Origin of the sequence: Rothia sp. HMSC066G02 (assembly GCF_001813145.1) — a bacterium.
Classification (GTDB): Bacteria; Actinomycetota; Actinomycetes; order Actinomycetales; family Micrococcaceae; genus Rothia.
This window is the reverse complement of sequence record NZ_KV811593.1, coordinates 299,162-319,828: the sequence shown is the minus strand read 5'-3', so window position 1 is coordinate 319,828 and position 20,667 is coordinate 299,162. Positions and strand designations below refer to the sequence as shown.

General features: G+C 59.6%; 14 protein-coding genes. 10 read left to right on the top strand and 4 right to left on the bottom strand.

Annotation, left to right across the window (positions count from 1 at the left end):
* Positions 1–3 precede the first annotated feature (3 nt).
* On the top strand, positions 4–822 hold the full coding sequence (locus HMPREF2894_RS05700; RefSeq protein WP_070678186.1) for a transcriptional initiation protein Tat: 819 nt from the start codon (positions 4–6) through the stop codon (positions 820–822).
* Between the two features lie 193 nt (positions 823–1,015).
* Here HMPREF2894_RS05700 and HMPREF2894_RS05695 read toward each other — a convergent pair whose 3' ends face one another.
* Positions 1,016–1,942: a LysR family transcriptional regulator gene (locus HMPREF2894_RS05695; protein WP_070678184.1), complete on the bottom strand. Its 927-nt coding sequence runs from the start codon at positions 1,940–1,942 to the stop codon at positions 1,016–1,018.
* Positions 1,943–2,455: 513 nt separating this feature from the next.
* Here HMPREF2894_RS05695 and HMPREF2894_RS05690 point away from each other — a divergent pair.
* The 6 genes from HMPREF2894_RS05690 to HMPREF2894_RS05665 all read left to right on the top strand — a co-directional run bounded on the left by HMPREF2894_RS05690 (position 2,456) and on the right by HMPREF2894_RS05665 (position 12,183).
* Positions 2,456–5,947, top strand: coding sequence for a bifunctional proline dehydrogenase/L-glutamate gamma-semialdehyde dehydrogenase (locus tag HMPREF2894_RS05690; protein ID WP_070678182.1), 3,492 nt, complete (start codon positions 2,456–2,458; stop codon positions 5,945–5,947).
* Between the two features lie 336 nt (positions 5,948–6,283).
* Positions 6,284–6,676 (top strand): glycine cleavage system protein GcvH, encoded by a 393-nt coding sequence (gcvH, locus tag HMPREF2894_RS05685; RefSeq protein WP_005507722.1) that lies wholly within the window; start codon positions 6,284–6,286, stop codon positions 6,674–6,676.
* A gap of 608 nt (positions 6,677–7,284) precedes the next feature.
* Complete coding sequence (locus HMPREF2894_RS05680) at positions 7,285–8,058, top strand: transcriptional regulator FtsR (RefSeq protein ID WP_049337539.1); 774 nt, start codon at positions 7,285–7,287, stop codon at positions 8,056–8,058.
* 716 nt (positions 8,059–8,774) lie between these two features.
* Positions 8,775–9,422 carry a MerR family transcriptional regulator gene (locus HMPREF2894_RS05675; RefSeq protein WP_070592920.1) on the top strand — a complete coding sequence of 216 codons (648 nt, stop codon included), beginning with the start codon at positions 8,775–8,777 and terminating at the stop codon, positions 9,420–9,422.
* 204 nt (positions 9,423–9,626) lie between these two features.
* Complete coding sequence (locus tag HMPREF2894_RS05670) at positions 9,627–10,439, top strand: ParA family protein (RefSeq protein ID WP_049340760.1); 813 nt, start codon at positions 9,627–9,629, stop codon at positions 10,437–10,439.
* Between the two features lie 286 nt (positions 10,440–10,725).
* On the top strand, positions 10,726–12,183 hold the full coding sequence (locus HMPREF2894_RS05665; RefSeq protein WP_049340759.1) for a mycothione reductase: 1,458 nt from the start codon (positions 10,726–10,728) through the stop codon (positions 12,181–12,183).
* A gap of 127 nt (positions 12,184–12,310) precedes the next feature.
* Here HMPREF2894_RS05665 and HMPREF2894_RS05660 read toward each other — a convergent pair whose 3' ends face one another.
* Together HMPREF2894_RS05660 and HMPREF2894_RS05655 are read right to left on the bottom strand one after the other, a co-directional pair.
* Positions 12,311–14,479 (bottom strand): AMP-dependent synthetase/ligase, encoded by a 2,169-nt coding sequence (locus tag HMPREF2894_RS05660; protein ID WP_049340757.1) that lies wholly within the window; start codon positions 14,477–14,479, stop codon positions 12,311–12,313.
* Between the two features lie 151 nt (positions 14,480–14,630).
* Positions 14,631–15,497, bottom strand: a complete 867-nt coding sequence (locus HMPREF2894_RS05655) for an alpha/beta hydrolase (protein ID WP_070678180.1) — start codon at positions 15,495–15,497, stop codon at positions 14,631–14,633.
* Between the two features lie 225 nt (positions 15,498–15,722).
* Here HMPREF2894_RS05655 and HMPREF2894_RS05650 point away from each other — a divergent pair, with 225 nt between their 5' ends.
* Together HMPREF2894_RS05650 and HMPREF2894_RS05645 are read left to right on the top strand one after the other, a co-directional pair.
* Positions 15,723–16,472 (top strand): lysophospholipid acyltransferase family protein, encoded by a 750-nt coding sequence (locus HMPREF2894_RS05650; protein WP_070678176.1) that lies wholly within the window; start codon positions 15,723–15,725, stop codon positions 16,470–16,472.
* 304 nt (positions 16,473–16,776) lie between these two features.
* Positions 16,777–18,141 (top strand): class II 3-deoxy-7-phosphoheptulonate synthase, encoded by a 1,365-nt coding sequence (locus HMPREF2894_RS05645; protein WP_070678174.1) that lies wholly within the window; start codon positions 16,777–16,779, stop codon positions 18,139–18,141.
* Between the two features lie 149 nt (positions 18,142–18,290).
* On the opposite strand, the gene HMPREF2894_RS05640 is transcribed toward HMPREF2894_RS05645, so the two are convergent.
* Positions 18,291–19,979 carry a serine/threonine protein kinase gene (locus HMPREF2894_RS05640; RefSeq protein WP_239669200.1) on the bottom strand — a complete coding sequence of 563 codons (1,689 nt, stop codon included), beginning with the start codon at positions 19,977–19,979 and terminating at the stop codon, positions 18,291–18,293.
* Between the two features lie 248 nt (positions 19,980–20,227).
* On the opposite strand from HMPREF2894_RS05640, the gene HMPREF2894_RS05635 reads away from it, so the two are divergent.
* Complete coding sequence (locus HMPREF2894_RS05635) at positions 20,228–20,596, top strand: Rv2175c family DNA-binding protein (RefSeq protein WP_005506572.1); 369 nt, start codon at positions 20,228–20,230, stop codon at positions 20,594–20,596.
* Positions 20,597–20,667 lie beyond the last annotated feature (71 nt).

Genomic DNA, 20,667 nt, shown 5'->3' with positions numbered 1-20,667 from the left:
AAAATGACTAAGAATAATCTGATGAACGCTTCTCGCCGTACCGCGTTGAAGGTTGCTGGGGCTTCGGCTGCCCTGGTGGCTGGCGGCGTGAGCGCTGCGGAGGCGGCAACTCGTTCGGGCGGTAAGCGCGCTCGCGTGACCCCGGTGACCCAGCGTCCTGGCGGACAGCGTGGTGGACAGCGCGGTCAGCACGGTGGTGGACAGCACAGTGGTGGACAGAACGGCGGCGCGGCGAGTTCTGCGCTGGTGCAGGTTCCGATGCGTTATAACGAGTCGTGCATCCGCCTGGAGTTGAAGGCGGTCTCTGGTGTGCAGGCTGTGTCTTTGCAGAGTCAGCCGGCGCGTACTGTTGCTTTCCGGAATCTGCCGACTCGCCTGAGCATTATTAATGAGGGCAATTCGACGCTGCCGGTGGGTACTCGCCTGATGGTGCGTGCTCGCGCGCAGGACCCGAAGACTGGTTTGTTGTTGAATCCTGCGGTGACTCTTCGTGTTGCCTCGGGTCAGGCGGTGCTGCCTTCGGGTAACCTGGGTGCTTCGGCCCTGGTGGCTCCTGTGGATGCTCTGAATCTTGATGCGGTGCGCCGTAGTGAACAGACCGGTCAGGCTGGTGCTGGCAGCGAGAACGTTCTGGAGTTGCGCACCGCTATTCCTCGCGGTCACCGCTTGGATGTTCAGCTGAATTATCAGGTGGCTTCGGGTGTTGCCGGTTCTGCATTGAAGCAGGTTCATGTGAGTGCTGTGCTGGATATGGCGGCGGCTGGTTTGTCGTCGTCGTTCTACGAGGTGCAGAGCTCGGCTGTGGTTGCTTCGCTGAACTAGCGGTTGCGCTGGTACCTGGAGCTGGCTCCTGTGAAGGATGGGCGCGGCGGGGGAATGGCTCCGTTGTGTGTTTTTATACCTTATATATAGGCGCCTGTTCAAAAAGGTATGTTGAAAGGTCGGAGTCGTTCCTGGGAACGGCCCCGACCTTTGCATTGTCTAGTCTGCTGGCGTGGCTGGCAGTTAATTTTTCTTATGCGGTTTCGCTCCTGTCGTGTTCGCCGAATGCTACCTTGACCGCGTGGTGCAGTGCTTCGCGCACCATGGCGATGGCGGGGTTGGCGGCGGACTCTCGGCGTACGGCGGTAAAGATTTTGCGGCAGGGCTTGCCGGGTAGCTCGACGATGCGTAGCCCCTCGGTGGTGGAGAGGGAGGAGAGGATGAAGCCGGGCACGATGGTGACGGCGAATCCTGCTTTGACGAGGTTGGAGTTCGTAATCATGTCATTGGCGCTGTAACGGATGACCGGCTCGAATCCTGCGGTGCGGCACTGGTTGAGCGCCCAGCTGCGGGAGGTGTTCTGTTCCATTTCGAGAACCCAGGGCAGTGCGTGCGCCTCCTCGATTGAGGTGATGGTGGAGGTGCTGGGCACGATGAGGCTGAGCGGGTCTTCGGTGAGCAGCTCGGAATGCAGTTCGGGGTATTCGGGGATGTGGTGGTGCGGGTAGGCTTCGGAGAGCACCATGTCGTATTCGCGGCTTCGGGTGAGTGAGGTTCCGGTTTCGGGGTCGATTTGCAGTACTTGCAGCGTGAGTGAGGGTGCGTGTTCGGCAAGGTAGCTGAGGGTTTCCGGTAGCAATGCGAAGGCCGCGGACTGGAAGATTGCGAGGCGGACCATGCCTGCGGGTTCGCCGGTGAGGTTGGCGACGGAGGTTTGCATGCGGTCGAGTTCGCGCAGGATGCTGCGGGCGCTGTCGACGATGATGAGTCCGGCGCTGGTGAGCTGTACGCGCCTGCCGATGCGCTGCAGAAGCGGGGTGCCGGTTTCTTTTTCGAGGGTGGCAATCTGCTGGGAGACGGCGGAGGGGGTGAGGCTGAGCGCTTCTGCGGCAGCGATGACGGTGCCGCGTTCTTGGATTTCGAGGAGCATTTGCATGCGTCGGATGTCGTAGATTGACATGTGTTTCCTCCCTGGCGCGCCCGGTTGTTCTGCAGATTGTGCCTCTGAGTTCTTCCGTGGTGCGTCTCTCATCGTGGACTCTTGTCTATGGTACCGCGCGGGCTTCCGGCTGGCTCTTTTTGAGACGACTGAAGTGGGGTGCCGGCATGTTGGCTTGTGTAGCGAGTATTTTCGCGCTGAATGTGATGATTCTTAGAGCCGAAGATGCTTTTGGGACTGGTTTTGAAGTGTTCGATTGTTACGAAATCGGTTCGGTATTTGCTTTCTGAAAGTGCTAGCCTGAGAGAGATGGATAGCGATGTCGCTACAAACTTCACCTTGTCTCTTCGAACAGGAGGTTCGGAGGGGGCGCGGGGTGAAAACCTCACCGCACAATCATTTAGAAAAACTAAATGGATTTTGGAAAAAACATTCAGTTTTTCTAATGAGGTATTTATTACCCTTTTGTGGTGAAATAGAGACATCGCCAAACGTGGTGTGTACCGCACACAGTAAGATAGTTAGGAGTCAAGGATGACCCATCCTTTCGCATCTGAGCACTACCAGAAGATGGCTCTGGAAGCTCGTCAGCTTGTTCGCCAGTGGGTAAATGAGTCCCAGTCGATCAAGCCCACCTTCGCAGCTGAGCAGCTCGCCGGTGTTCTGAAGGACCCCAATGGTCTTCCCTTCACCGTCGGCTTTGTTGATGGCGTTATTCGCCCCGAAGACGACAACGTCTCCGGCCGCAACCTCTCCCGCATTTCCGGCCTGGCACCTTCCTTCCTGCCCTGGTACATGAAGTCCGCTGTTGGCTTCGGTGGCAAGCTGGCTGGCAAGGTCGCATGGCCCACCGTTCCCGTTGCACGCCGCGTGCTGCGCGAGATGGTTGGTCACCTGATCGTCGACGCTTCCGAGGAGAAGCTGGGCGACGCAATTGCAGAGCTGACCAAGACCGGTAACCGCCTGAACGTCAACCTGCTCGGTGAGGCAGTTCTGGGTGACAAGGAAGCAGAGCACCGCCTGGCTGAGACCAAGCGCCTGCTGGCACGTGACGACGTTGACTACGTCTCCATCAAGGTGTCCGCTGTTTCCGGCCCCCACCAGCACTGGGCATTCGACGAGGTCGTTGAGACCGCTGTTCGCCGCCTGACCCCGCTGTACGAGCTGGCTGCATCCACCTCCCCCAAGAAGTTCATCAACCTGGACATGGAGGAATACAAGGACCTGGACCTCACCATTGAGGTGTTCACCAAGATTCTGGACCAGCCCCACCTGAAGGACCTGGAAGCCGGTATCGTGCTCCAGGCATACCTGCCCGACACCCTGGCTGCAATGCAGCACCTGCAGGAGTGGTCCGCAAAGCGCGTTGCTGCTGGCGGCGCAGGCATCAAGGTTCGCCTGGTTAAGGGTGCAAACCTCTCCATGGAAATCGTGGAAGCTGTTATGCACGGCTGGCCGCTGACCACCTGGGACACCAAGCAGGCTGCTGACACCAACTACAAGCGCGTTCTGGACTACGCACTGCGCCCCGAGCACGTGAAGAACGTTCGCCTCGGTATTGCAGGTCACAACCTCTTCGACGTTGCTTTCGCACTGCTGCTGTCCGAGGACCGCGGCGTGAAGGACCGCGTCGAGTTCGAGATGCTGATTGGTATGGCTGAGCAGCAGGCAGAGATCATCCGCCGTCGCGTTGGCCACCTGCTGCTGTACGTGCCCGTCGTGAACCCCAAGGAATTCGACGTTGCTATCGCATACCTGATCCGTCGTCTCGAGGAGAACGCTTCCTCCGAGAACTTCATGTCCGGTATCTTCGACCTGGCAACCGACGAGTCCATCTTCAAGCGCGAAGAGGACCGCTTCATGCGTGCGCTGAACTCCGTCACCGACGAGGTTCCCGCATCCAAGCGCACCCAGAACCGTCTGACCGAGAACGAGGACAACGTCTTCGTACCGGCAGGCCGCTTCGAGAACACCCCCGACACCGACCCTGCACTCTCCGGTAACCGCGAGTGGGGCCGCGCAATCCTCGAGCGTTCCAAGACCACCAAGCTGGGCATCGAAACCCTCAAGGCTAACGAGCTGACCAGCGAAGCTGACGCTGAGAAGCTGATCAAGGAAACTGAGGAAGCTGGTAAGGCATGGGGCAAGCTCTCCGGCCACGAGCGTGCAGAGATTCTGCGCAAGGTCGGTAAGGCTATCGCACTGCGCCGCGGTGACCTGCTGGAGGTTATGGCAGCTGAGGCTGGCAAGACCCTGGAGCAGGGCGACACCGAGGTCTCCGAGGCAATCGACTTCGCATACTACTACGCAATGCTGGCTGAGGACCTCGAGAAGATCGACGGCGCAAAGCCCAAGTCTGTTGACCTGACCCTGGTTGTTCCCCCGTGGAACTTCCCGACCGCTATTCCCGCCGGTGGTGTTCTGGCTGGTCTGGCTGCAGGTTCTGCTGTCATCTTCAAGCCCGCAACCATCACCGCTCGCACCGGTGCCCTGATCGCAGAGATCATGTGGGATGCAGGCGTTCCCAAGGAAGTTCTGAAGCTCGTCAAGGTTGTTGACCGCGCTGCAGGTAAGCTGCTCATCTCGCACCCCGAGGTTGACCGCCTGATCCTGACCGGTGGTTACGAGACCGCTGAGCTCTTCCGCTCCTGGCGTGATGACCTGCCCCTGTTCGGTGAGACCTCGGGTAAGAACTCCATCATCGTCACCCCGAACGCTGACATCGACCTCGCCGTCAAGGACGTCGTCTACTCGGCATTCGGTCACGCAGGTCAGAAGTGCTCCGCTGGTTCGACCGTCATCCTGGTTGGCTCCGTTGCACAGTCCGAGCGTTTCCGTCGTCAGCTGATTGACTCTGTCAGCTCCCTGCACGTGGCACACCCGCAGGACATCGAGTCCGAGATGGGCCCCGTTGTTCAGAAGCCGGAAGAGAAGCTGCTGCGCGGTCTGACCACCCTCGGCCCGGGCGAGCGCTGGCTCATCCAGCCCAAGGAACTGGACGAGACCGGTCGCCTGTGGAGCCCCGGTGTTCGCGAAGGCGTCAAGCCCGGTTCCGAGTACCACATGACCGAATACTTCGGCCCCATCCTGGGCATCATGACCGCTGACACCCTGGAAGAGGCAATCGAGCTGCAGAACGCACCCGATTACGGCCTGACCGCAGGTCTGCACTCGCTGGATGCTGACGAGCTCGAGCTGTGGCTCTCCAAGGTCCAGGCAGGTAACCTGTACGTCAACCGTGCAATTACCGGTGCAATCGTTCAGCGTCAGCCCTTCGGCGGTTGGAAGAAGTCCACCGTTGGCTCCGGTACCAAGGCTGGTGGCCCCAGCTACCTGATCGCTCTGTCCGATTGGGAGCCCGCACAGGCAACCGCAACCGCTGTCACCCAGTCCGTGACCGTCCGCGAGACCCTGGCTACCATCGAGAACTCCGAGCTGGGCAAGCGCGAGGACTTCGCATTCATCAAGCGCGGTGTCTCCTCTGACGCACACGCTTGGGACACCGAGTTCGGCTTCGGCCACGATCCCTCGAAGCTGGGCGTGGAGCGCAACATCCTGCGCTACGTACCCACCCAGGTTCTGGTTCGTGCAGACGAGTCCGCATCTGCAGCAGAGACCCTGCGCGTTGTGCTCGCCGGTCTGGCAGCTAACGCACCGGTTGCTCTGTCCGTCGGTAAGGACCTGCCGGTCGACGTCCGTGGCGTCCTCGAGAACAAGGGCATCAAGTACGAAGTCAAGTCGGACGCTCAGTTCCGCGAGTACCTGGCTTCGAACGCTAAGACCCCGGTTCGCGCACTGGCTGGTACTCCGCTGGAAGGCACCCGTATCCGCTACATCGGTAACGACGTGAAGTCCATCTACTCGGCACTGGGTGGTCGCCCGGATGTTGCAGTGTACTTCGCACCGGTCACCGAGGCTGGCCGTATCGAGATGCTGCCCTTCCTCCGCGAGCAGGCTGTTTCGATTACCGCACACCGTTTCGGTAACCCGAACCGCTTCTCCGAGCGCGTCATTTCTTCCCGCTAAGACGCTATGAGAGTTTAGCTCTCTAGTCTTTAGGCTCAGGGCCCTGCACCTTTCATGGTGTGGGGCCCTGAGCCTTTTGGTGTGTCTGAATGGCTGTCTGCTGGAGGTGAGTAATAGGGGTGCTTCTAGGGCCTTGGGAAGGGGTGATTGTTGAGCGGCTAGATAGGATAAGGAAAATATAGTGTCTTAGAAGTGGTACGGGGGTGTTTGGACGTGCCCCGCGTTACTTCTTATGTGATAATTGGTGTAGGACGTTCCGTCATCCCACATACGGAACGACACCGTGCGCGGGACGATCCGCGCTACGCAAGAACACACTGAAAGGACACCGCTGCTATGAGCAACGTTCCCGCAGAACTCTCGTACACTTCTGAGCACGAGTGGGTTTCCGCTCTCACCGCCGAGGGCACCGTACGTGTTGGTATTACCGACCACGCTCAGGATGCACTGGGTGACGTCGTCTACGTCGACCTTCCCTCTGTCGGCGATTCTGTAGCTGCTGAGGATAGCTTCGGTGAGATTGAGTCCACCAAGTCTGTCTCCGATCTCTTTGCTCCCATCGCTGGCGAGATTGTCGCAGTGAACGAGGGACTGGAGGATGACCCCGCACTGGTCAACTCCGATCCCTACGGCGAGGGTTGGATCATTGAGATTCGCCCCGAGAACGCTGATGACCTGGCTAACCTGCTGGATGCAGAGGCGTACAAGGCTGAGCTGGCTAAGCTCTAAGTCGATAGTCTAGCTCGATAGACTCTATAGCTCTGGCGTCCCTCGTGTTAAGAGGTACGTACTGATGAAACGGCGAGACCGATTGGTCTCGCCGTTTTTCTTTTAAAATGCACACAAACGCAAATAGTTGGGCGCATTTAAGGTTCGTCTTGAAGGTGTAGGAATTCACTAAAGGGGCTTGAAGGATGACTAAACCCCTAGTGGGAGCCTCTTTCAAGTTAAATGTGATGAAAACTTCAACTATCGCGAGAAGATAAAATTTTCCTCGTAAAGCAGTCCAATATGAGATATATGTGTTCGAAGTATTGGAATTTTGCTAAAATTGGTACTGTCTCTACTGATTAATGTTTGATTGTGTGGCTATTTTTGGGTTCAAAAAGCCCCTGAAAAGGGCGAACTAAATAGCAAAATGCCTTGTGAGGCTATAAGATTGTCTCGAAGGTTTGCGGTTTATCATTTCGTGATAAACAACTAAACTTATCTATCACACTCTCAACACTAAGCAAAGATGTTCGGCACGGAGCGAGACCCCCGACCGGGGGAACGAGCCACTCACTCAAATTTCGGCTCGTATCGACATCGTCTGAACAAGTACCCGAAAGACATAGATGACCTCACGCATCGATGAGAACCTCACTAACGCTGAGGTTCAACTAGAGGACGTGGAGAACGGCGGCTCTGACCGTAACCCGCGTGACGTTAAGAGCCGGACCATTGGTCAGGTTCTTAGCCAGCTTGACCTGGAGTTCCCCGGAATTAGTGCATCCAAGATCCGCTTCCTGGAGGAGCGCGGTCTCGTGCACCCCAGCCGTACCGAAACCGGTTACCGCAAGTACTCCCAGACGGATATTGAGCGCCTGCGCTACATCCTCACCATGCAGCGCGACCACTACATGCCGCTCAAGGTAATCCGTCAGCACCTGGAGGACATGGAAGCCGGTCGCGTACTGAACTCCATGCCTGCCACCGTAAGCGAAGACGTGCTAGACACCGTCCTTGGCCCGAACGAGCAGGAAGGTCGCACCTACACTCTCCGCGAGCTGGCAGAATACGCTAACACCACCCCCGAACTGATTCGCGAGCTGATTGACTTTGGACTGCTCGAAGACGGGTCGGATGTGGAGTACACCGATTACGATGTGCTGATTGCCCGCGTTAGTGCAGAACTGACCCAGCACGGCATTCAGCCTCGTCACCTGCGCGCATTCAAGTCAGCGGCAGACCGCGAAATTTCCCTCGTGGAAATTGCGGTGGCTCCGCTGGCATCACGCCGCGACGCAGCCTCTCAGGCTCAGGCGCAGGAACGAGCCGACAAGATCCGCAAGTTGTGCTTGCAGCTGCACGCAACTCTGGTCGAATCGGCGATGCCTACCTACGAGTAGGCGCACGAAGACGCAGACTACCGGACAGTCTGCCGCTCGTAAACCCTCAGCGGTTCTACCACACCCCAAACGGGGATTTCCCTCGGGAAACACCACTGACCACGGTGATTCCCTCTATAGTCCCTACCCCTTACCAACGGGTAGCGGCCTCTAGACTTGGACGAAGCCGACGCTGGCACGCTCGGAATTTCTACCCCTTCGTCCAACACGAAGAGCTTTCTCACCAGGGGGCTCCCGGCCTGCCAAGGCTGTTCACTCAACTCAGCTGTAAATGCGTACGGACTGCTCCGTACGCATTTACTTTTTAAACTCCCCTGTGGGATGGATACCCAGAAAAAGCGAGGAGAATAGCGGGGGAGGAGCACCCCCACAGGGCGTTAAAGAGGTACGAATGAATCTGAAAAGATCATTCGCTTCGGTGGGTTCAATTTTAAGTAGAGCCCTCTATCAGTTAAAATAGATTGAACAACCGCGCCTATCGCGCATCGGTCGCACTATCGAATCGTGTTCTACGAACCGAATAGTCGAGCCAATGTGTAGTATTGAAAACCGCGTAGCTAACCTCGCAGAGGGAAGCCACGCGAATCATAGATGCAGATTCTAAGGCCTAGCCCTAGAATCTCACCCCGAAAATCGGGGCTACACCGGAACGAAGTCGACCACATTTGATAGGGCGCGGTGAATCGCATTAAACGGGTTAACGAAAAGGAGGGACCGTGCTAGAGCAGCAGGTAGCCGAAAATGCAGGCGAGGCCGCAGGCACCCATGAGGCACCCCAGGGCTTCGACCAGCCCCTGGATGGCTTCGACACCCTCTTCCCCGTAGCGCCGCCTCCGCGTGGTGAACAGGGCGTACTCTTTACCGACCCGGTCTCTGTCGTCGAGGAAAACCTCGGCTACCGCGGCGCCATCGCCTGCAAGGCAGCCGGCATCACCTACCGCCAGCTCGACTACTGGGCACGCACCGACCTGGTCGTACCCACCGTGCGTGGAGCCTCCGGATCCGGTACCCAGCGCCTCTATAGCTTCCGCGACGTGCTCGTGCTCAAGATTGTGAAGCGACTGCTCGACACCGGCGTGTCCCTGCAGCAGATCCGTACCTCCATCGAGCATCTGCGTACCCGCGGCATTGACGACCTGGCGAACATCACCCTCATGAGTGACGGCACCACCGTCTACGAATGCACCTCCCCGAGCGAGGTCATTGACCTGGTTCAGGCAGGTCAGGGCGTCTTCGGCATCGCTATCGGTCGCGTCTGGCGCGAAATCGAAATGAACCTCAACGGCCAGCCCGGCGAAGAGATGCACGAAAACTTCGAAGGCGACGAACTCGCCGCCCGCCGTGCCCGCCGCGCACAGGCATAAAGCACAGGCCTAAACCACGCATCTTGAATCTGCCCGCGCTCACTACCTACCCGGTGGCGAGCGCGGGCAGAAGTTTTAAACCCGAGGGAACATTCAATGCTCACTTGAGAAAAAACTCAAGATACACCCCTGTCAGAGCCAGAAGAAAAGCGAAGATTCGCTAAAATAAAGGGGCATTACACCTCGCTCAAAAAAGGGACCTGCATGCCCCGCATCGTCAGTATCAGCAGCCTCAAAGGTGGCGTCGGCAAAACGTCCATCACTTTGGGGCTCGCGTCCGCAGCTTTACACAGCGGACTCTCCACACTCGTTATTGACCTCGACCCCCACGGCGACGCCAGCACCGGTCTGGCGGTGGATGAAACCATCCCCGACGTTGCCTCCCTGATTGCCAGCTCCAATGAGCGTGCCTTCGCGGAGGAAGCCGGTAGCTCCTCTTGGAACTCGCTCGTCGGCAAACCCACCCTGCTGACCAATAACCCCGTGACCACCGGTAGCGTGAAGGTGGCGCGCGGTTCGGCTCGTTCCACCCTCGTGGACCGGCAGGAAGCCGCGCCGTTCATCCGCCGATTCAAGCGCATGGTGGAGGCGGCTGCGGACGCCTACGACGTCATCCTGATTGACTGCCCGCCGTTCCTCGGAACCCTGTCTTCAATGGGCTGGGCAGTGAGCGAGCGCATCCTTTCGGTCGCAGAGCCTTCCCTTTTCTCCGTGGCGGGCACCGAACGAACCCTGCGCGCCATCGTGCGCTTTCAGCAGGAAAGCGGCATCAGCATTGACGGTGCGGGAGTAGTTATCAACAAGATGCGCCCCAACGACAGCGAACACCGCTACCGACGCGACGAAATGCGCTCCCTTTTCGGCGATCTTGTCGCAGAGCCGGTGCTCGCTGAAAGCCCCGTGCTGCAACGCGCCCAGGGTGCGGCGTACCCGATTCATTTTTGGCCCGACGAAGAATCGGTTGATCCCGCCATTGACTTCACCCGTCTGCTGGCTGGGCTTATGGCAGACATCTAATCGCTGACCTCTTAGCGCAGACATATACGCGTCACTAATCCGCGGGCTCGAATAGTTCTCAACGCTTGAGTGCGTCTTCTCAAAGAACCGCTGTGTTCTCAGCGCTGTGTTCTCAGTGCTGTGTTCTTTAGGACGGCGCATTTTCGCATATCCGTCAACATTGACACCAGAAGTGGGAATAGCCGGAAGCTTCCACGCGTTATAGTGGCAGTAACAGAAATAACCCCGCCATCGAGGGGCACGCTGGGAACGAGCCCAGCCTCAACATCATCAACGAGAGGACCACATGAGCATCGAGAACGTAGAACGCATTGACGGCGTAGCACAGTACGACCTCATCGTCATCGGCTCCGGATCCGGCAACACCCTCATCGGCCCCGAATGGGACGACAAGAAGGTCGCCCTCATCGACGGCGGTATCTTCGGCGGCACCTGCCTGAACGTTGGCTGCATCCCCACCAAAATGTACGTCTACCCGGCGACCATCGCGCAGAAGACCCGCGAGGTCAAGCACCTGGGCGTCGACGCACACGTAGACGCCGTGCACTGGGCGCAGATTCGTGACCGTATCTTTGCCTCCCGCATTGACCAGATTGTTGAAGGCGGCCGCAACTGGCGTGCCGGTCTGCCCAACGTCGACTTCTACGACCAGTACGCGCGCTTCGTCGGCTCCCACACCGTCGAGCTGACCGACGGCACCCGCCTGCAGGGCCGCCAGATTGTTGTTGCGGCAGGTTCACGCGCCGTGCTGCCTCCCGTACCCGGTATCGACTCCTCCAAGGTCTACACCAATGACAACGTCATGCGCATGGACGAGCTGCCCGCCCGTATGGTCGTCATCGGCGGCGGCGTGATTGCGGCAGAATTCTCCCACGTTTTCTCCGCATTCGGTACCGAAGTAACCCAGCTGAACCGCTCCTCCCGCCTGCTACGTGGCGTGGACGAAGAGGTCGTGGCACGCTTCGAAGAAGCCGCAAGCAAGCAGTGGAACATCGTCAAGGATGCGTCCCTCTCCGAAATCCGTGAGAACGCCGACGGCAGTGTGACCGTCGTAGCTAAGCACACTACCGAGAACGGTGAAGAACTGCTCGAAATCCCGGCAGACGCTGTGCTCGTGGCAACCGGTCGTCGCCCCAACACCGACACCCTCAACGCGAAGAACTACTTCGACGTGCAGGACGGCGGCCAGCTCAGCGTCGATAAGTACCAGCGCGTGCTCTACAACGGCGCGCCCGTACCCGGCGTCTACGCCCTCGGCGACGTGTCCAGCCGCTACCAGCTCAAGCACGTGGCAAACCACGAGGCACGCGTTGTGCAGCACAACCTCAGCCACCCCGAGGACCTGCGTGCCAGCGACCACCGCTACGTACCGGCTGCCGTCTTCAGCAACCCGCAGATTGCTGTGGTCGGCATGACCGAAGAGCAGGCGCGCCAGGCGGCTGAACGTGAAGGCTTTGAGATTACCGTCAAGGCACAGAACTTTGGCGACACCGCCTACGGCTGGGCAATGGAAGACAAGATTGGCCTGTGCAAGCTCATTGCCCGTAAGGACAACGGTGAGCTGCTCGGTGCACACCTGGTCGGTGAAGAGTCCTCCGTGCTCATCCAGCCGCTCCTGCAGGCAATGAGCTTCGGCATGGATGCGCGCACCCTCGCACGCGGCCAGTACTGGATTCACCCGGCACTGACCGAAATCGTTGAGAACGCGCTGCTCGGTCTGGAATTCAACGAGCCCGCCAACTAACGCCGGCTAGATAACGCCCGGAAGCCGAATGCTATGGGCGGTCAACATACACGAGCCAATATACGAGAGGAGGGGGTCGTACCACAGCGGTACGACCCCCTCCTCTCGTTTCGGTAGCTAGAGCCGGTTAGGCGTTGTCGCTTTCAGACTTCTTCTCAGCCTTCTTAGCTTCTGTCTTTTCAGCCGGAGCTTCAGCGGAAGAATCCTCAGCCTTCTCAGACTTATCGGACTTCTTAGCGTCGTCCTTAGCCTCAACCTTCTCTTCCTGAGGCTTCTGCATCATTTCGGCGGTCTGCTCACGCAGCTCCTCAAACTTCTCAGCCGCCTGCTCGCGCAGCTCGGCAAGACGCTCCGCCTGGTGGTCCGCATACTCGTGCAGACGCTCGGCAGCCTGCTCACGCAGTTCAGCGAACTTCTCAGACTGCTCCGCCGCGTACTCCTGCAGACGAGCCAAAGAATCCGACGTGCTATCAGAAACCTTGCCGTACATTTCGTCCACGTAGGAGGAGAAATCCTGCAGCACCTTCGCGCGGCGAATCTTGTGCGAGGGGGTCAGATAGCCGTCCTCCTCGGTCAGATCGCGGTTCATGATGCGGAACTCGCGGATACCCTCGGCGCGCGAGACCAGCTGATTCGCCTCGTCCACAATTCGCTGCACGGCGGCGCGTACCGCCGGATGCACGGCCGCCTCCGGGATGGACAGTGAGCGCGGCAGCCCCAGGTGCTCGAGCTGCTCGGGCAGGGTATCCGGATCCAGGGTCACGAGGGCCGCGATGAAGGGCTTCTCATCCCCCACCAGCATGGCCTGGGAGACCAGGGGAGAGGTACGCAGATGGTTCTCCGCAATGCCCGGAATGACGTTCTTGCCGCCGGCGGTGACGATGATTTCCTTCTTGCGTCCCACAATCTTCAGCAACCCGGCCTCGTCGAACTCGGCCAGGTCGCCGGTACGGAGCCAGCCGTCCTCGGTGAACGCCTGGGCGTCCTCCTCGGGGTTCTTGTAGTACCCCTTCATGACGCCCACACCGCGCACCAGTAGCTCGCCGTCCTCGGCGATGGTGCCCTCGGCACCTGGAAGAAGCGGGCCAATCCTACCGATCTGATACGGGGTGATACGCCCGGCCGCGATGGGAGCGCAGGTCTCAGTCAGGCCGTAGCCCTCGATGACCTGCACGCCCACCGCGTGGAAGAAGTGCGCGAGGCGCTCGCCCAGCGGGCCGCCTCCGGAGACCGCGTAGTGTAGCTGCCCGCCCAGAGCCGCACGCAGCTTGGAGTACACGAGACGGTCGTACAGGGCGTACTGCGCCGCGAGCTTGAAAGATACATGTCCGGTGACCTTCGCCTTCGACCAGGCAATCGCGATGTCCACCGAGCGGTCGAAAAGAGCTTTGTTGAGAGAACCGCCCTTCTCTGCCTTGGCCTTGGCCCCCTCATACACCTTCTCGAAGACTCGGGGGACCACCAGCAGCATGGTCGGCTTGAAGCTATCAAGGTCGGCCGCGAGGTTCTTAATGTTCGGGGAGTGGCCGATAACCACACCGGCGTCCAGGGCCAGCACCTGAATCAGGCGAGCCAGCACGTGGGCCAGCGGCAGGAAGAGAATCGACGAGTTGCGGGGGTTCGCAATTTCGCTTTCCACGAAGCGCGTGTTGGCGCTCAGGTTCAGGAAATTGCCGTGGGTGAGCGGGCAACCCTTGGGGCGGCCGGTCGTGCCGGAGGTGTACACAATGGTCGCGAGGTCGTCACAACCGGCTGCGGAACGTACCTGCTCCAGCCGCTCATCGCTTACCTCGGAGGCGCGAGTGCTCAGGGTATCGAGGTCACCGTTCTCAATGACCCAGCGGTGCTTCAACTGCATGGGCTCCTGGGTCGTGGAGGCGAATTCCTCAGCCTCCGCGATGCGCGCCAGAAGCTTCTCATCCTCAACGAAGATGGCGGTAGCCTCCGAGTGGGCGAGCGCCCACGCCGCCTGTGCGGGTGCGTTGGTCTCGTACACCGGCACGGAGATGGCGCCCGCGTACCAAATCGCGAAGTCAATGACGGTCCACTCGAAGCGGGTGCGGCTCATAATGCCCACACGGTCACCCGGGCGGATGCCCGCAGCAATCATGCCCTTAGCTAGGTCGGTTACCATCTGGTGGAACTGCTGGGCGCGAATCGGCTGCCAGTTACCCGGAGACATCTGGCGACGGTACAGCACCGGGTTGGAGCTGTCGGCTCGGTGACGCTCAACAATGCTTGTCAGGTTCAGTGAGGGGTCGACAAGAACCTCAGCGGGAGTGGAGAAGACTTTCATAATGCGCCTTTCGAATCAGGGCGTAAGCTCGGGCGGTCCGGGCCGCGGGCTGTCCTCGAATGCTCGAGGTGCCGTGATGGCTTTCTGGTTGTTCTGCTCGCCGCGGCGGGTGATGCATTCGCCGGTGTGCAGCGGGCGGAACTGTCAGAATTTAGTGGTTTAGGGATGCGACAAAAGCTTGAACAGTAGAGAAAAGATACTCGGCGTCGTAGTCGAGCGTTGCCACATGGTAGCTGCGGGTCAGCCACCTAAATTCTACAGGAACTGAACAATGTTCGAGAAAATATTTGTGGGAGCTATCCGACACAGTATGATCGCCCAGTGAACGCGCGTACAGAACCGGCGCCTTCAACTGCGGAATCAGTGCACGCGTCTCAGCGCCCAAAAGATGTAACTGATGCACCGCCGCCGTCGGAACGATAGAATACGCGCCCTCGCTCACGCCAGGAACCGCAATATCGGAACCAATCGCCTTGAGCATCGGCAGAACCTTCGACACCTTACCGGCGTGGCGCATCATCGGGTTCACATCCACCATATAGGGGTTAATCAGCACCGTACCCGCCACCGGCAGGCGCGCCGACAGATGGGTCGCCACCGTGCCGCCCATGGACATGCCAATGACCACCACCTGCAGACCCTGATCGGTCAGGCGGCGGTACCCCCGCTCAGCAGAAGCCAGCCACTGCCGGTACGTGCTATCACGCAAATCCTGCCAACGGGTCGCGTGCCCAGTCAGCACAGGCATCTCCACCGCATAACCAAGCTTCATGAAACGCTGAGCCAACGGGCGCATACTGTGCGGCGAACCCGTAAAACCGTGCACCAGCAAAATACCCACAGAATGCTGCGCAGGGTTAGGACTAAAGGAAACGGGGGAGTGATCGAATGCTTCCTGGTCGCCCTCGAGGCGACGCGCCAGGGAGTCCTTAACATTTTGGGTCGCTAGAAGCCTGCGCTCGCGAGCCTTGCGGCGCATCCGCTTGAGCGGCTCCAACGAGTTATCAAAAATGCTCATGGTCCTCCTTAGCCAACCTGCGCGAATATGAACGCAGGTGCAGGCTCTATAGCGTACCCCGACCGGCTACCGCGGGCACAGCGCCGATGCTGGTATATCGCCTCCAGCGCACCCAATACACCGGTGCGCAGAAAAATCGTTCTCTTTTCTTTAATTATCGCGCGTTCTCTCGCGCCTCTCCAGACACGCTAGAATTGAGCCGGGAACATTCAGAGAGGAGACCCCATGCCTAACGCCGCCCTCTATTCAACGCTCAAGATTCTTGGCTCCCCCCTGCTGCAGGGACTGTACCACCATGACGTGGTGGGCCTTGAGAATCTGCCCGAGGGTCCCTACATTGTCGCAAGCAACCACCTGGCGTTCTGTGACTCCATTTTCATTCCTCTCGCCATGCCTCGCACCGTGAACTTCCTCGCCAAGAGCGACTACTTCACCACCCCCGGCGTGAAGGGCCGTGCCATGGCGGCGTTCTTCCGCGGCGTCGGCCAGCTTCCCATGGACCGCTCCGGCGGCCAGAAGAGCCAGGAATCCCTCAATGCCGGCGCGCAGGTCCTCAAGGACGGCGGCATCATCGGCATCTATCCCGAAGGCACCCGTAGCCCCGACGGACGCGGCTACCGCCCCAAGGTCGGTGTCGCCCGCCTCGCAGTTGAAGCAGGCGTGCCCGTAGTGCCCGTCGGACAGATCGGTACCGACCTGATTCAGCCCTCCGGCTCGAACCGTATCCGTCTGCGCCATGACGGCAAGCCCATCCAGGTGCGTACCATTATCGGCAAGCCCCTCACCTTCGAGGAATACACCGACGGCTCAGACCTGAGCCACCGCGTTCAGCGTGAAATCGCCGACCGTATTGGCTCCGAGATCCGTGCCCTCAGCGGCCAGGAATACGTGGACGTGTACGCCGACCGCGTCAAGAAGCTCATGGCTGATAAGAACATGAGCGCTGATGAGGCAGTCGCACAGCTACAGAACTAACTATACGTTGCCCAAGCGGGTATGCGACTACGCCAAGGGCGGGATAAGGGGTGATACCCCGAGTCTCGCCCTTTCGCGTCCCCTCCGCGCAGTTAATCTCCCATGCCCGAATCATTGATTTTGAATAGCTCTATCTAAACATATGAGATGTACCTGACTAGACGGCTAGGCGTTGAAGGGAGCAAGAGTACAATTAGTCTATTCGCCCCTGAGAACCACGTGCACGTACGCCGAACACGGCGCACCGAGCACCCGAAACGCGGCTGAATCAGAAAACGCACAAGACCATCCCGATGGAGTGAAGATGAGCAATCAAAACCTCAACACCTCGCAGGCCACCGACCACGGCCTAGACACCTGGCGTCAGCTGCACATTGACCAGCAGCCCACCTGGAGCGAGCACGAAGATTTTGAGAGCACCATCGCCGAGCTGAACTCGGTACCGCCGCTCGTCTTCGCCGGTGAAGTCGACGCCATGCGCCAGGCACTCGGTGAGGTTGCTGAAGGCCGCGCATTCCTGTTGCAGGGCGGCGACTGCGCAGAAACCTTCGCTGGTGCAACCGCCGACAAGATTTCCGGCCGCGTCAAGACCATCCTGCAGATGTCTGCTGTGCTCACCTACGGTGCCTCCATGCCCGTGGTGAAGATGGGCCGCATGGCGGGTCAGTTCTCCAAGCCGCGCTCCGCAGACATGGAAACCCGCGGCGACGTCACCCTGCCCTCCTTCCGCGGCGAGACCGTCAACGGTTTCGACTTCACCCCCGAAGCCCGCGTACACGACCCCAAGCGCATGCTGCGCGGCTACCACACCAGCGCCTCCACCCTGAACCTGGTGCGCGCCTTCACCAAGGGCGGCTTCGCAGACCTGCGCGCCGTACACCAGTGGAACCGCGGCTTCACCTCCAACCCCGCGCATGAGCGCTACGAGAAGACTGCCAGCGAAATTGGTCGCGCCCTCAAGTTCATGGAAGCCTGCGGCGTTAACTTCGAAGCACTCAAGACCACCGACATGTACGTCGGCCACGAAGCCCTGGTAATGGACTACGAGCGTGCCCTCACCCGCATCGACTCGCGCACCCAGCTGCCCTACGACACCTCTGCACACTTCCTGTGGATTGGCGAGCGCACCCGCGGCGTCAACGATGCACACGTGGACTTCCTCTCCAAGGTCCGCAACCCCATCGGCGTGAAGCTGGGCCCGACCACCACCGCAGAGGATGCACTCGCACTGATCGATAAGCTCGACCCGAACCGCGAGCCCGGCCGCCTGACCTTCATCACCCGCATGGGCGCGAAGAACATCCGCGAGAAGCTGCCCGCAATCGTTGAGGGCGTGCAGGCTGAAGGCGCGAAGGTTGTTTGGGTAACCGACCCGATGCACGGCAACACCATCTCCGTGCCCTCCGGCTACAAGACCCGCCGCTTCGACGACGTGCTCGACGAGGTTCGCGGCTTCTTCGAGGTGCACGAGGCTCTGGGTTCGTTCCCCGGCGGTATCCACGTGGAAATGACCGGCGACGACGTGACCGAGTGCCTGGGTGGCTCCGACGCCATCGACGAGGCAGCACTGGCAGACCGCTACGAGTCCCTGTGCGACCCGCGCCTGAACCACTCGCAGTCCCTGGAAATCGCGTTCCTGGTCTCCGAGTACCTCAAGAACCGCGCATAAAACGCTCACGCTTTTCGCCGCGATAGGTGGCGGAGAGTAGCAGACGCGACAATGCCCGGGTCTTCACTCACACTGAGTGAAGACCCGGGCACGTGCGTTTAAGTAGCGCGCGGTACAAACGGGGAAAAGACGCTCAGGAAGGCGCGCTGCTAGAAGGTCAGGAACGCCTCAATATTGCGCCACCACTGAGACTGCACGAGCGAGGTCGCAAGCCACCAGCCGGTAAAGCTCGAACCCATACCCAGCAGAATGAGCGCGAGAGCCCAACCGCCCACCGCCATACCGGAGGGCGGAGTCCTAAACTGCTTAGCGGGCAGGCGAGGATCCTTCTTCGAAGACTGAGCGGAATCATCAGAAATACCCGCAGACTCCTCAGCCTCAGAAGCGCTCGCCGAGCTCTTAGCCTTCGAACGGCGCGAACCCGAGGGGCTCAACGAACGCTCGGCATGAATCGGTGCGTACTCGCCGTGAGCTGAGATAAACTCCTGCTCTGTCTGCGGGCCAATACCAACGGACTGAGTGAGCGGGCCCTTCGCAGCTGCGGCGCGGCGGCCCATGAACGAGCCCAGGCCGCGCTTGCCGGATTTGCCCTTTGCGCCGTCCGGCTCATCCTCAGAGTCGTCAGCATCGGAGGCAGAACTCACCAGCGGCGGAATGCCCTGGCGGTTCAGCACGGAGTCCTCAGCGTCCACGTCGGCAAGGTGCACGCCCTGACCGGTTGCCGAGGCATCGTACACGAGGCTGTCGGGGGAGTACACATCGTACGCCAGCAGATCGCGGGCATCGCTAAACGCACTAATCGGGGTGTTACGCACCATCTGCGCGGCACCGCTACGCTCCGCAATATCGGCAACAGCCTCCCAGAGGGGAAGCTCCGGCTCCGGGCACGAGGGGGCACGCCAGGCGCGCTCAGCCTCACCCAGCGACTCAGAAATCTCCAGCAGAGCCGTAAACAGCTCGGTCGCATCCTCCGGGCGGGCGTGAGGCTGCTTGCGGGTACACCACGAAATCAGCCCCGCAATATCGCGGTCCGCACCCGGCGCCACATCGGTCAGCGCGGGCATCTCAATGTTGGCGTTGTGGTAGAGCACCTGCTGGTCATTCTCCAGACCCACAAAGGGCAGACGACCCGAAAGCATGCGGTACATCATCACACCGAGCGCAAAAATATCAGCCTGCGCGCCGACCTTCACCTTTGGATCCAGGACCTCCGGCGCAACGTAGGCGGGGGTGCCCATGGGTGCGCCCGCATCCACCTGATCGTCACGGCGGGAAAGACCAAAGTCCGTGAGCTTCACCTGACCGTTAGCGTCGAGAAGAATATTGCCCGGCTTAATATCGCCGTGCAGGTAGCGGTTCGCGTGCACCTCCGAGAGCGCCTCCACCACCGGAATGAGAATATCCAGAGCCTCACCCAGGGACAGGGCATTACGCACACGCAACAGCTGGCTCAGGGTGCAACCGTGCACATACTCCAAGACGATGTACATGACCATCTCGCCCGAAAAATATTCGGTACCCGAAGAAATCACACCCACCGTATGCCCGCCGCCGCCCACCTGGCGCATCGAACGCTCTTCACGGTGGAACTTCTGGCGGTTCGCCGCATCCTTCGCCAGGGTGGGGGAGAGGACCTTGAGCGCGACCGGGTTATTCGACCACAGGTCCAGCGCATAATAGACCTCGCTCATGCCGCCGCGGCCAATGAGCGAACCCACCTGGTAATGACCCTCAATAATGGCGCCACTGAGCCACTGCGAAGAACCGATAGCGGTATCCGGGGCAGCGGGGCGAGTGGCGGGAGGAACAGAAGTATTTGCAGAAGAACGAGGGGTCACAGGAGAAATCCGGCGTGGGCTGGGAGTATTCATACGTCTCAACATTTTAGCCCGCCCACCTGGGCAGAAGCGATACTAGAGGGCGCCGGGCAGGTGAACACTCAGCGAATTCTTACAAAGTGCCGGTGGACCCGACTCCAACGCAAGAACAACGGGCAAAGTACAAGAACGAAAGAACCCGGGAGGGGCAGCGAACCTGCGGCGGGTCAAAAGTGGTAAATACGTGCCAGCTCTGGCACTCTTAAAAGGTGACTAACGAAAATATTGCTCAGACCTTCGCCCTCGTCGGCGATTGGGTAACCATCCCCGAAATTGCGCAGGCACTCGACCTGAAGGTGACCCGCGTTCACAACCTGATTTCTGACGGTACGCTCATCGCTCTGCGCGACCCGGAAACCAACGTGCGCAAGGTACCCGCACTGTTCATGAACGGTTCGCGAGTACTCGAATCCCTCAAGGGCACCCTCGCTGTCCTGAAGGATTCCGGCTTCAGCGATGAAGAAGCTATCGTGTGGCTGTACACCAGCGACGAGTCCCTGCCCGGCCGTCCCATCGACGCACTGATTGACGGTCGTAAGACTGAGATCCGTCGCCGTGCGCAGGCACTGGCTTGGTAATAGCGGCTCAGAACTATAGCTAAATACGTTGAGGCGGCATACTTCGGTATGCCGCCTCAACCTATTTAACG

Excerpts from the sequence above, each read along its gene's own strand:
- HMPREF2894_RS05680 (WP_049337539.1), top strand. The coding sequence starts at position 7,285 with ATGACCTCACGCATCGATGAGAACCTCACTAACGCTGAGGTTCAACTA.
- HMPREF2894_RS05695 (WP_070678184.1), bottom strand. The coding sequence starts at position 1,942 with ATGTCAATCTACGACATCCGACGCATGCAAATGCTCCTCGAAATCCAA.
- HMPREF2894_RS05690 (WP_070678182.1), top strand. The coding sequence starts at position 2,456 with ATGACCCATCCTTTCGCATCTGAGCACTACCAGAAGATGGCTCTGGAA.
- HMPREF2894_RS05660 (WP_049340757.1), bottom strand. The coding sequence starts at position 14,479 with ATGAAAGTCTTCTCCACTCCCGCTGAGGTTCTTGTCGACCCCTCACTG.
- HMPREF2894_RS05650 (WP_070678176.1), top strand. The coding sequence starts at position 15,723 with ATGCCTAACGCCGCCCTCTATTCAACGCTCAAGATTCTTGGCTCCCCC.
- HMPREF2894_RS05670 (WP_049340760.1), top strand. The coding sequence starts at position 9,627 with ATGCCCCGCATCGTCAGTATCAGCAGCCTCAAAGGTGGCGTCGGCAAA.
- HMPREF2894_RS05655 (WP_070678180.1), bottom strand. The coding sequence starts at position 15,497 with ATGAGCATTTTTGATAACTCGTTGGAGCCGCTCAAGCGGATGCGCCGC.
- HMPREF2894_RS05645 (WP_070678174.1), top strand. The coding sequence starts at position 16,777 with ATGAGCAATCAAAACCTCAACACCTCGCAGGCCACCGACCACGGCCTA.
- HMPREF2894_RS05700 (WP_070678186.1), top strand. The coding sequence starts at position 4 with ATGACTAAGAATAATCTGATGAACGCTTCTCGCCGTACCGCGTTGAAG.
- HMPREF2894_RS05665 (WP_049340759.1), top strand. The coding sequence starts at position 10,726 with ATGAGCATCGAGAACGTAGAACGCATTGACGGCGTAGCACAGTACGAC.
- gcvH (WP_005507722.1), top strand. The coding sequence starts at position 6,284 with ATGAGCAACGTTCCCGCAGAACTCTCGTACACTTCTGAGCACGAGTGG.